Below are 11,466 nucleotides of genomic sequence, written 5' to 3'. Positions count from 1 at the left end.
CTCCAGCTACATCAAATGTTCCCAAAAAATATAGAAGAGCTAATGCAAATTAGCCGCTATCGGTTGAAGGATTACATCAAAGGACAAAGAGCGATATCGCTTGCCCTATCTACCTTCTAGCTCGCTTGTCCCCCTCTCAGCAGGTAAGGACATAATCAACTTTTGTGGGAATAAAATTAAACAGTACCATATAGGATAAGCTGCCCGCGCATTTAAATTGCTGGTTGAGATGAGGCAAGAGTCAAGACTCCCCCAAGGCTGTTCCATGTTTCCTTCTATTTATTGAATTTTAACATTTAATTTATAGGTGGCATTGCCACGAGTTCCCCCTACAATTATTTCATAATTTCCAGTAGCCGGTAATTTTAAACTAGATTGGGTAGCTTCTGTTTTCAAAATTTGCCCATTCGGTGCAATCACATCGAATACGGCATTATTTTCTAATGCTGTAATTTTCAGATCCATTCTCTGTCCTTGATTCGCTCTTAATAAATAAATATTTCGACTCCCTCGAACAACCGATTGATTAACTGTAGTGGTATTAGTTCCTGGTGCCAACCGAATTTGAGACACTAAACAAGGTTGTTTTTGATAAACGACTCGTCCCGTATTCAAAGAATCTGAAGTTAACGTCCATTTTTCTTGAGTTGTTTGAGTATCTAACTCAATTTTTGTCTTGATATTTAAGTTTAACTGATTCCCATTTTTCCTTCCTTGTAAGGTTTGAGTATAGGAACTATAATAAGATTCTTGTTCATTATGAATCGTAGCTTCTACCCGACCCGTGACTTGATTTCCCTGAATATAAATCCTCGCCGTAGAATCTAGATCATCATTAGCGACTGAAAAACAATAACCTTGAATCGAAGAAACGCTAGACGCTTGAGCAACTTGTCGGGGTGGATGATTTGCCATCCTAGGTGTAACATTCAGTAAACTTGCCAAAATGACTACAGAGCTTAATAATTTCATCATCATAACTGACTCATGATTAAAGGTTAATTGATCACTGATTATACTAAATCTGGTTATTAAAAAAGGAATATTACAAATTGTTAACCGAGTCTTAAAAGCAAAGGTTTAAAATGTTTAGAAAGCTCTAACTGCGGTAAAACCGAGGCTCTTCACCTGACATTCAAGATAAAAAACAAGAACACAGCACGATACTTGTGTCAAGTTTTCTACATAATTCTTAATATTTATCTCGTTTTTGCTCTCTCGCTCTCCTCGGTTTTCTCGACCGAATCGCTAAAATAATTAGGGGTGTTTTATTTTCGATGTCAGTCCATGAGTGAACCCGTTACCCTTGAGGATATTTACCAGCTATTCCGCGCTTCCGCCGAGGAGTTTGATCGCCGTTTAAGGGAAAGCGATCTTCGTCGAGCGGAAATGGAACGTATCTTTGCCGAAGCGAAATTAGAAAGCGATCGCCGTGCCGCCGAAGCCGAGCGCTCGATGGCAGAACTGAAACGCACGGTTGAACGAACCAGCAAAGCGGTAGATAGTCTGACCACTCGCTGGGGTCGATTTGTGGAAGAATTGGTAGAGCCGGGGGTTTTCCGGCTTTTTCAGGAAAAAGGCATTGATATTAAGGAAGTTTATCCCCGTGCCAGAGTCAAGCGTCAAGGTATCGCCATGAAAATCGATATCCTAGGGGTGGATGATACAGAACTCGTTTTAGTCGAATTACTACCTAGATTTTCTCAAGATGATGTGGATGAATTTATCGAAAAATTGACTTGTTTTAAAATCGCTTTTCCCCATTACAAAAACTATCGAGCTTACGGTGCAGTGGCTGGTATTGAAATCAACGAAGGTGTAGATCGCTATGCTTATCAAAAAGGCTTATTTGTGATTAAACCCTCTGGGGATACAGTGGCAATTATTAATGATGCTAACTTTCAACCGAATACTTGGTAAAGAGATATAATTAGGCATTATTAGGTAGGTGTTAAATCCCCCCGTCTATCGGCACCCCCTGTCAGTCCATGAGTGAACCCGTTACCCTTGAGGATATTTACCAGCTATTCCGCGCTTCCGCCGAGGAGTTTGATCGCCGTTTAAGGGAAAGCGATCTTCGTCGAGCCGAAATGGAACGTATCTTTGCCGAAGCGAAATTAGAAAACGAGCGCCGTGCCGCCGAAGCGAAATTAGAAAACGAGCGCCGTGCCGCCGAACTTGAGCGCCAAGCTGCCGAAGCGAAATTAGAAAGCGAGCGCCGTGCTGCCGAAGCCGAGCGCTCGATGGCAGAACTGAAACGCACCGTAGAACGAACCAGCAAAGCGGTAGATAGTCTGACCACTCGCTGGGGTCGATTTGTGGAGGAATTGGTAGAACCGGCGGTTTTACGGCTTTTTCAGGAAAAAGGCATTGATATTAAGGAAATTTACCCCCGCGCCAGAGTCAAACGTCAAGGCATTGCCATGGAAATTGATATCCTAGGGGTGGATGATACCGATCTCGTGGTGGTGGAATGTAAATCTCGATTATCTCAAGATGATGTGGATGAATTTATTGAAAAATTGACTCGTTTTAAAATCGCTTTTCCCCATTATCAAAACTATCGAGCCTACGGTGCAGTGGCAGGAATTGAAATTAACAAAGGTGTAGATCGCTATGCTTATAAAAAAGGCTTATTTGTGATTAAACCATCTGGGGATACGGTGGCAATTATTAATGATGCTGACTTTCAACCGAACACTTGGTAAAGAGATATAATTAGGCAGGAGAGCAAAAAGATGGAGTTGTGATAGATTAAGTCTAGGCAACCGCAATAAAATAAACAGGAGAATTTTTATGACTCGTTTAGTGGAATTTACCTCGGAGGAGGGGACTATTTACATCGAGGTGGATGAAAAGTTACCCTTACCCAAACCGAAACCAGAAGATGAACTTATTAGTCTAACAGATGAAATAGCTGTTAAAGCCGCTCAGTCTTTTGAAGACGCATTAAATGGCATAAAACCCGTGGCAAATGCCATAATTAATAAGGTCAAAAGTTTGAATGAACCAGCCGATCAGGTAGAGGTCAAGTTTGGGATAAAAATGACTGTTGGACTAGGGGCTATTATTGCATCTGGCAGCGCCGATGTTAATTATGAAATTACCCTAAAATGGGATAACAAGGAAAAAAATAAGCAATCATCTACTCAATAAGGACTTAGATAAAAATAATGGTTGCATCTCTAGAATCTTCTGTGGTCAGAATTTATAAGCAACGAAAAAATAAAGATGATAAAATAGAAATTGTTGGGGCAGGATTTCTAATATCATCAGAATACTTGATTACCTGCGCTCATGTTGTCAATGAATCTTTAGGATTAGTATTAACATCTGCTGAGAAACCCCCTGACATTATTGAGTGTGATTTTCCTATCATTGCATCGGGTGCATCTTTAGAAGCAACCGTAGAGGTTTGGTATCCAGTTAAATTTAAAAGCAACGATCCTCAAGATATTGCTATCTTAAAATTAAAAGATTCAGTTCCTTCACAAGCTCAACCAGTTTCTTTAATTACCTCTAAAATAGGAGATTTATCTGATCATAATTATAAAGCTTATGGTTTTTCCAGAAACGAAGGTGTCTGGTCTGATGGTAAGATAAAAGGTCATATTGCTAACAACAAAATTCAGATAGAAGATACTAAAAGCACAGGATATGCTGTAGAAGCTGGGTTTAGTGGGACAGCTATCTGGGATGAGCAATTGGGGGGAGTAGTGGGGATGGCAGTAAGTGCTGATAAGGAAAAAATGTTTGCAAAATCTGCATTTTTTATTCCTACTGATGTTCTTTTAAAAGCTTGGAATAAGTTGCTAGATATAGCACAAATAGAAGGAAAAATTCCTGAGATTATCTCCTCGATTAAATGTATATTTGAAAACAAAAGTTATCAAGATAAAATTAATACAGCTTATGAAAATTTAAAAATTGAAGTGAGGGATCATTTAGTTGATTTACCTGGAGCAATTCCTTCCTCTTGGTCTGATTTTATAGAAATAATCTATCAATTAGATGAAAGATATTTCACCTATGCTTCTCAATCAGAATTTTCTTGGTTAGAAATATTTATTGGCTATTTAATCATTCAGTTAACCTCAACAGATGCTCTGGCAAAGTTATTAAAAGAATGGCTAAAAAAATATCAAACAAAATGGGAAGTTTTAATCAATACTTTAGAAAATAATCTTAATCATCGCTCACAAAATATCGCTCAAAAATCAACAGACAAAAATCCCTGCTTATTTGTTACCCTTACAGAAGAAAACAAATCTTTAATGCTGAGAGCTTGGATTGTTAAAGATATAAACAATTATCATCCCACAGAAAAAGAACCTCAAAAACGTGGAGAATATCAATCTTTAACCCCCAATGAAGGAATAAGTCTGGGTAATCATCTCCAAGAAAATGAATTGATTAATCACCTAAAAAAATTTAAACGAGAATCAGAAAATATCTGTCAATCTTCCCTAGAAAAAGTTCAATTTTTTCTTCCCTATAGATTTATTGAAAAAGAGATTAAACCGATTGATTTATTTTCAATTGATGAAGTGGCAACAGCTACAGGCTGCGATCCTCATCATTGGGGAGTCGATCATGAGATAATCATGAGATTTTCAGAACGAATAACAGCCGAAAATATCAACAATCAACAAAGCTATTTATGGATGAAAAAATGCCAACTTTTTCGGAATATACAGCAACAAAATTTGAGCCAAATCTTAAAGTGTGAAGAAGAAATACAAAAACTGATCGAATCAAACAATCAGCAAACAGTTATTTTTAAAAAACCTCTGGCAAATAATGACCATCCGAATAAAATACTCAAATATCATAAATTTAACAATGTTATCGGTTCAAGGTTAACTAATCTCAGTCAAGAAAACTCCTTAGAGTTAAAAAATATTCTAGCCATTTTATACGAAACTGGAATCCCTTTATCTCTGTGGATACGACCCGATGCTAACCAAGAACTTAACTGTCAGGAAAAATTAGACCCTATCTGTCAATGTCCACTAGAGAAATTACCAGAAATAATTAAAAATAAACGTTCTGCTGCTTGGTTAGAAGATAATCATATTGGGAATCATCTATCATTACTTTGGGATGACTATCAGCTTGTTCCCCCCAACTATCCACTTTTGATGCCATAAATTGAACTATGAAAGACTGGAAAATTTTTACAGGAAATCAACAACCCACAGACGCTTGGACATTACCAGACCCCCCCAGCTGGCGACCTTTTGGCAAAGAAGAGCAACCGGGAGAAAGTCGTCGTAAGCATCGGGGAGAAACCTTTCTAGTGCGCGACGAAGAAATTAAAATGGTCAATGCAGCCTTGTATTTACGGCGACCTTTATTAGTAACTGGCAAACCCGGAACGGGAAAGTCATCTCTTGCCTATAAAGTCGCCCAGGAATTAAAATTAGGAGAAGTATTATACTGGCCGATTACCACCCATACTACCCTAAAAGACGGACTTTATAACTATGATGCGATCGGTCGGTTACAGGAAGTTAAATTACTGGAACGAGAGCAAAAAGAATTAACCCCAGAAGAACGAAAAGACCAATTAAAACAGATTGAAAAATATATTACCCTTGGACCCTTGGGAACCGCACTATTAGAGTCGGAAAAGCCAAGAGTACTGTTAATTGATGAAATTGATAAGAGTGATATCGATTTACCCAATGATTTACTCACCTTATTTGAAGAAGGACGCTTTGAAATTCCCGAATTAGTTAGGCTAAAAGAAGAAGTCCCAAGGGTTGAAGTCCGCACTGCTTATACCGATACAACCGACATTACCCAGAAAGATATAAAAACACCTATAAAAGATGGTTTAGTTATCTGTAAGGCTTTTCCTTTTGTGATTTTAACTAGCAATGGAGAACGAGACTTTCCTCCACCTTTTTTGCGTCGTTGTCTCCGTTTAACCATGAAAGAGCCGGAAAAACCCGACTTAATTAAAATAATTGAGGCACATTTAGAAGAAACAATTGCTAATAATCCAGACATCGATAAACTTATTGATAACTTCATTCAAAAGCGCAATTCACAAACCCTAGCCACGGATCAATTACTTAATGCTATTTTTATGGTCAAAAAAGGAGCTATATCAACTGAGGATGACCTGATTAATCAACTTTTGAAAGATTTGGGGAGGGTAGAAGATGAGTGAATCCCCATCCAATTCATCAATTAAAAAACTATTAGATTATCTAGAGCAAACAGGACTACTAGAACAGTTACAACTCAGTGATGAAGATGTAGCTGATAGTATCTGGTTGGCCTTACAAATGGGAGTTGAAGACTTCCAAACACCCCCAGAAACTCCAGAAAATAAACAGCCAATAGATTCATCAACTTCTAATCAAATAGAGGAAAACTTAGAAGATATTCCAGAAGATAACCTATCAAAATCCCAGCCAAATGTCGATGTTATTACCGAAGAATCTCTCCCCAAAGAAATAGAAAAAACTACCCCAATCCAAGGCTTTCCTTTTCAAGTTCCTGCTGCTGCGGCACTACAGACAGCACTCTTTATTAGTCGCGCTTTGCGTCCTTTCATGGGAAAAGTTTCCTCAGCAACTAAAACGATTTTAGATGAAGAAGCAACCGCTTCTTTTATTGCAGAAAGGGATATTTGGCTACCCGTGACTAAACCCCAACCGGAACGCTGGTTAACCCTCGAATTAGTAGTAGAAGAATCTAGATCCTCTTTCATTTGGCGAGAATTAATTAATGAGTTACAAAATCTCTTAGAAAATCAAGGAGCATTTAAAACCGTCAGAGTTTGGCAACTATCAACCTCAAATAATCAAGAATTACAGTTAGTAAGACGCAGAAAAAAAGGTAAACCGGGACAACGTTATCACCCCCATAAAGAACTTATTCATCCCAGGGGACGGGGATTAGTTTTGCTAGTAAGTGATTGTGTTTCTCCTCTCTGGCAAAAAGCCTTAATTCATCCTTGGTTAAAAGATTGGTCAGAAAAACAACCCACCGCTATTCTGCAACTTTTCCCCGAAAGATTATGGAATAGTACCCAACTAGGACGGGGACGTAAACTCTTCACCACTGCTTTAACTGCCGGGGTTCCCAATCCGAAATTAATCTTAAAAAATTATCCCCAATGGCTACCGATTAACTGGCAAAATACCCTTCTTATTCCCGTAATCACGTTAGAAACAGAAGTCCTCAAACAATGGGCAAAAGTTGTCGCTGGGTCAGGTAATGCTCAGATTTCCGCCTTTTTATTTGATTTAGAATTTATTAAACAACAAATTATTGAAATTCCCCCTATGTCCAGAGAGGAAAATAAGCAAGACAGCGAAGATAAAAACAGCATCAAAAATAAGGCCGAGGCAATGGTCGAGCGATTTTTTGCCACCGCGTCAGAACCGGCCAAAAAACTAGCAAAAATGATGGCAGCTGCCCCGGTAAGTATGCAGGTGGTCAATCTTATTCGTAAAACTCTTTTAAACGAAGTGCGTCCCGTTCATGTGGCAGAATTTTATATGGGAGGTTTATTAAAACCGATTGTAGAAAATGAAGAAGGACAGTATCGAGTCTATGACTTTTTACCCGGGGTACGTCAAGTCTTAAATGATGCTATCGGTAGGCGACAAACTATCAAGGTACTCGATGCTATTTCCCAATATATTGCCGGGGAAATTAAAAGTCCTATCCGCAGTTTTGCCGCTTTATTAACCCTATTACCCACCTATCCCCCAGAACAACGAGAAAAAATTCTTCCCTTCGCTCAAGTCAGCATCGAAGTCTTACGCAATCTGGGGGGAGAATACGCAGAATTTGCCGAAGAAATCGCCGTTAATATTTCTAATCCCCCTCCAATCCCTCAATCCTCGCCACCTCCCTTAAAAACCTCTATCTTTGATGTTGCCACCATCGAAATTCTAGAAACCCGTACCTTTGAATTTACCCTAGCAACCATAGAACGTCAGTATCAAAATCCTTTTAAACGAGAAAAATGGGTAATTAAAAAGGAAAAAAGGCGAGCAGAAGGCATTGTCGAAAAACTAGCGGAGGGAGTCGAATTGGAATTGATGGAAATCTCTGGCGGCACATTTATGATGGGAACCGAAGACGAGGAAATCGAAAGACTGGTGAAAAAATTTGGTTGGGATGGATTTAGACGAGAAAAACCCCCACACCGAGTAACCGTTTCCTCTTTCTACATGGGGCGTTATCCTATCACCCAAGCTCAGTGGCAAGCTATCGCCGCAACCGCTAAAATAGACATCGACCTGAGGACAAACCCCTCTCACTTCAGAGGGTATAAGCTACCCGTAGAACAAGTCAACTGGTATCAAGCAACGGAATTCTGTAAACGACTATCAAGGGAAACAAAACGGGAGTATCGGCTACCGAGTGAGGCAGAATGGGAATATGCCTGTAGAGGGGGGACAACAACCGCCTTTCACTTTGGGGAAACGATAACGGCAGATTTAGCTAACTATCGAGCTACTGAAACTTATGCCGATGAATCTACAGGAGAATATCGAAGTAAAACAACCCCAGTGGGCTATTTTCAGGTAGCTAACGCCTTCGGGTTGTACGATATGCACGGAAACGTTTGGGAATGGTGCGCCGATACCTGGCACGATAATTATGATGGTGCGCCGACGGATGGCAGTGCTTGGACAGAAAATTGGAATGATAATCGTTCTCCATTGCGGGGCGGTTCTTGGTGCAACAATCCGAATGTCTGCCGTTCCGCTTACCGCAGCAACCTCAACCGTCGCGACTTCAACTACTACGACCTCGGTTTTCGGGTGGTGTGGGGTGCTGGTGGGACTTTGTAACCCTTTTCCTCTTTTTTTCCCGCCCAAAGGCCGGTCGATTTTGTAGGGGCGAACTGTGGTCAGTGAGTTTATCGAACTGTGGTCATCCCGGATTAATATTGAATTAAGCAAAAAATTAAATTTTGTTCATTTATAGAACTTAAGTAGGGCTTGCTGAAAAAGTACGGGCGAAGCATTCGGATAGAAAATCTCCGGTTTCACCGATAGGTTATTGCCCGAATGCTTCGCCCCTACAGGATGCGGGCCGATGAAGACGCGAGGTTTTGAACGACGATTCTCTCAAAATCTTGCACCTGTTTCGCGAGAAAAGCCCCAAAACCCTTACTTTGCCTACATTTCACATTTATTCAGCAAGCCCTAAGTAGTTGGTTATAATTAAATTAAAAATGGATTTTAGGTTCGATCCCCCTGCCTTCCTTGATAAGGTTCGATCCCCCCTGCCCCCCTTGATAAGGGGGGTGTTGCCTTTTCTCATCTTAAAAAAACAGGAGACAGGACAATGACATCGATCGAATTGCGGCAAAAACTAATCAACCAAATTGATCGGCTGAGTTTTGAAAAACTTCTCGTTGTAGAAAAGCTGATCGAAAGTTTAGAAAGCCATTTACCAGAAACCTCAAAAAATATAGATTCTGCCCTAGAATCTCCAGCTTCAACAAACACTTATTTAGAAGATGATCCAATTATAGGAATGTGTTCTGGTGTAATTCCTAATTTTTCGGAGCGAGCGGAAGAAATTTTAGAAACAGCCATTAAACCTCGATCGGGATGGACATGGAAAGAATGAATTCTCTTGCTGATACAGGATTCATTGTTGCACTGATAGATTCTCAGGATTCCCATCACCGGGAAGTAAAAAACATCTATCTTCAGCAACACTCCCCTTATTAAGTTGGGAAGATTCATTTTACCAACAACAAAAACTAACTCGAACTTTCCACGAGGCGACCAGTAACATATTTGTGTAGAATGCTAGAGATAAGTGTTTGATAGGGAATACCTTCCTCTATTGCCTTAGCTTGAAGCGCTTCCAAATCTAGGGAAGACAGAAGTAAAGTAATTTTTTTATCTTGAGTCAGCGTCTCCTTAGCATAGGACTTCAACTCAGCCATTCTAGCCGGCGTTGCCACAGAAACCCACTCATCATTGTTATAGGATTCGAGGATATCTTTTTCTTCAGGAGTTAACTTAGTCATGATTATTTTTATCTCCGAGATATTTTTTAGTTGCTTTTCTAGAAGGGATGATAGTCTTAAGAAAGAGTTCCGAGGAAACTTTAGTCCTTATCCTGCTTGAAGTTGCCTATTTTTTTCTTGACTCCACCGAATTGTTTTAATGCGCCTAAGTAGGCAGGTGTTAAAAACTTTCAGATGCCCCCCTTATCAAGGGGGGTAGGGGGGATCGATGCCCCCCTTATCAAGGGGGGTAGGGGGGATCGAACCCAAAATCTATCTTCAATTTAATTATAACCAGCTACTTAACCGCTTCAGAAAAAATGACTAAATTAATCATTCACCGACAGCAGCGAGAAGCACAATATTACAGCGAGAATTTAGGGGAAGGGATTAATCTCGACATGATGCTTATCCCTAGCGGTTCCTTTCAGATGGGAACCCCAGATCAAGAAATAGAAAGACTCTGTAAAGAATACGGTCTAGACTATTTTCAAAGAGAAAGTCCTCAACACACCGTTAATATTTCAGCTTTTTTCATGGGACGCTATCCCATCACCCAAGCACAGTGGCGAGCGATCGCTGCAACTGCTAAAATAGACATCGATCTAGAACTAGAGCCTTCCCACTTCAAAGAGCCATATCAAGAGCAGGATAGATGGACAAGACCCGTAGAACAAGTAAACTGGGAGCAAGCAACAGAATTCTGTAAACGACTATCAAGGGAAACAAAACGGGAGTATCGGCTACCGAGTGAGGCAGAATGGGAATATGCCTGTAGAGCGGGGACAACAACCGCTTTTCATTTTGGGGAGACGATTACCACAGATTTGGCTAATTACAGAGGAACTGATTGGGAAAAAGACAAAAAAGTTTATCCAGGGAATTATGGAAGGGGACCAAAAGGCATCGATCGAAAACAGACGACACCAGTAGGCTATTTTAAGGTAGCTAATGCCTTTGGTCTGTACGATATGCACGGAAACGTTTGGGAATGGTGCGAGGACGATTATCACCCTAATTATCAAGGCGTACCCACGGATGGGAGTGCTTGGATTAGTAAGAACAAATCTACTACAAAAGTGCTGCGGGGCGGTTCCTGTGGCCTCTATCCTAGTTTCTGCCGTTCCGCGATTCGCGACATCCTCCGCCGCGCCTACCGCACCTACGATATCGGTTTTCGGGTGGTGTGCGGTGCTGGGAGGACTCTGTAACCCTTTTCCTCTTTTTTCCCTTTTTACCCTTGTTCGATTTTTTTGGGCAAATGTACTATATATGTACTATAAAGGGATTGAGAGAATTATTTGACATCCTCGCCGCACTTTTAGGGCGGCGATTCCTAAACCTCACGATTTAAGTTTCTGCTTCCACCACCGTCGCATACCACAGTTAAAAAACCATGTACTGTCTTACACAGAGTCCACAGACTTTCGCCCCATTTCAGAAGCCCGATTCCGTGTGTCCCACGG

The 11,466-nt window shown here is 40.4% G+C and carries 10 protein-coding genes; 8 read left to right on the top strand and 2 right to left on the bottom strand.

Going from position 1 to position 11,466, the window contains the following annotated elements; translation table 11 throughout:
- Positions 1–279: 279 nt before the first annotated feature.
- Positions 280–978 carry a hypothetical protein gene (locus IM515_RS09790; RefSeq protein WP_002768309.1) on the bottom strand — a complete coding sequence of 233 codons (699 nt, stop codon included), beginning with the start codon at positions 976–978 and terminating at the stop codon, positions 280–282.
- 309 nt (positions 979–1,287) lie between these two features.
- Between IM515_RS09790 and IM515_RS09785 the strand changes: the two genes are divergently transcribed.
- The 7 genes from IM515_RS09785 to IM515_RS09755 all read left to right on the top strand — a co-directional run bounded on the left by IM515_RS09785 (position 1,288) and on the right by IM515_RS09755 (position 9,612).
- Entirely contained in the window at positions 1,288–1,920 is a 633-nt protein-coding gene (locus IM515_RS09785) for a DUF3782 domain-containing protein (protein WP_287632824.1), read from the top strand.
- 68 nt (positions 1,921–1,988) lie between these two features.
- A complete protein-coding gene (locus IM515_RS09780) occupies positions 1,989–2,708 on the top strand; it encodes a DUF3782 domain-containing protein (protein ID WP_287632822.1) in 720 nt (239 codons plus the stop codon).
- An 88-nt stretch (positions 2,709–2,796) separates the two neighbouring features.
- Entirely contained in the window at positions 2,797–3,156 is a 360-nt protein-coding gene (locus tag IM515_RS09775) for a CU044_2847 family protein (protein WP_024969526.1), read from the top strand.
- 17 nt (positions 3,157–3,173) lie between these two features.
- Positions 3,174–5,150 carry a VMAP-C domain-containing protein gene (locus tag IM515_RS09770; protein ID WP_287630533.1) on the top strand — a complete coding sequence of 659 codons (1,977 nt, stop codon included), beginning with the start codon at positions 3,174–3,176 and terminating at the stop codon, positions 5,148–5,150.
- 8 nt (positions 5,151–5,158) lie between these two features.
- Positions 5,159–6,178 carry an AAA family ATPase gene (locus tag IM515_RS09765; protein WP_287630532.1) on the top strand — a complete coding sequence of 340 codons (1,020 nt, stop codon included), beginning with the start codon at positions 5,159–5,161 and terminating at the stop codon, positions 6,176–6,178.
- A complete protein-coding gene (locus IM515_RS09760) occupies positions 6,171–8,825 on the top strand; it encodes a formylglycine-generating enzyme family protein (RefSeq protein ID WP_287630531.1) in 2,655 nt (884 codons plus the stop codon). Before IM515_RS09765 ends, IM515_RS09760 begins: the two co-directional genes overlap by 8 nt.
- 499 nt (positions 8,826–9,324) lie before the next feature.
- Complete coding sequence (locus tag IM515_RS09755; RefSeq protein WP_052277851.1) at positions 9,325–9,612, top strand: hypothetical protein; 288 nt, start codon at positions 9,325–9,327, stop codon at positions 9,610–9,612.
- Positions 9,613–9,748: 136 nt separating this feature from the next.
- Here IM515_RS09755 and IM515_RS09750 read toward each other — a convergent pair whose 3' ends face one another.
- On the bottom strand, positions 9,749–10,021 hold the full coding sequence (locus IM515_RS09750) for a hypothetical protein (RefSeq protein WP_002791728.1): 273 nt from the start codon (positions 10,019–10,021) through the stop codon (positions 9,749–9,751).
- A 299-nt stretch (positions 10,022–10,320) separates the two neighbouring features.
- On the opposite strand from IM515_RS09750, the gene IM515_RS09745 reads away from it, so the two are divergent.
- Positions 10,321–11,211, top strand: a complete 891-nt coding sequence (locus IM515_RS09745; RefSeq protein ID WP_287630530.1) for a formylglycine-generating enzyme family protein — start codon at positions 10,321–10,323, stop codon at positions 11,209–11,211.
- Positions 11,212–11,466 lie beyond the last annotated feature (255 nt).

The sequence above is a fragment of the Microcystis sp. M44BS1 genome (assembly GCF_020244875.1).
Taxonomy (GTDB): domain Bacteria; phylum Cyanobacteriota; class Cyanobacteriia; order Cyanobacteriales; family Microcystaceae; genus Microcystis; species Microcystis panniformis.
Note: the sequence above shows the minus strand (reverse complement) of the source record. Positions and strands in the feature narration are given on the sequence as shown.

What these genes read in the sequence shown, in the direction of transcription:
- IM515_RS09790 (WP_002768309.1), bottom strand. Translation starts at nt 978, where the DNA reads ATGATGATGAAATTATTAAGCTCTGTAGTCATTTTGGCAAGTTTACTG.
- IM515_RS09785 (WP_287632824.1), top strand. Translation starts at nt 1,288, where the DNA reads ATGAGTGAACCCGTTACCCTTGAGGATATTTACCAGCTATTCCGCGCT.
- IM515_RS09780 (WP_287632822.1), top strand. Translation starts at nt 1,989, where the DNA reads ATGAGTGAACCCGTTACCCTTGAGGATATTTACCAGCTATTCCGCGCT.
- IM515_RS09775 (WP_024969526.1), top strand. Translation starts at nt 2,797, where the DNA reads ATGACTCGTTTAGTGGAATTTACCTCGGAGGAGGGGACTATTTACATC.
- IM515_RS09770 (WP_287630533.1), top strand. Translation starts at nt 3,174, where the DNA reads ATGGTTGCATCTCTAGAATCTTCTGTGGTCAGAATTTATAAGCAACGA.
- IM515_RS09765 (WP_287630532.1), top strand. Translation starts at nt 5,159, where the DNA reads ATGAAAGACTGGAAAATTTTTACAGGAAATCAACAACCCACAGACGCT.
- IM515_RS09760 (WP_287630531.1), top strand. Translation starts at nt 6,171, where the DNA reads ATGAGTGAATCCCCATCCAATTCATCAATTAAAAAACTATTAGATTAT.
- IM515_RS09755 (WP_052277851.1), top strand. Translation starts at nt 9,325, where the DNA reads ATGACATCGATCGAATTGCGGCAAAAACTAATCAACCAAATTGATCGG.
- IM515_RS09750 (WP_002791728.1), bottom strand. Translation starts at nt 10,021, where the DNA reads ATGACTAAGTTAACTCCTGAAGAAAAAGATATCCTCGAATCCTATAAC.
- IM515_RS09745 (WP_287630530.1), top strand. Translation starts at nt 10,321, where the DNA reads ATGACTAAATTAATCATTCACCGACAGCAGCGAGAAGCACAATATTAC.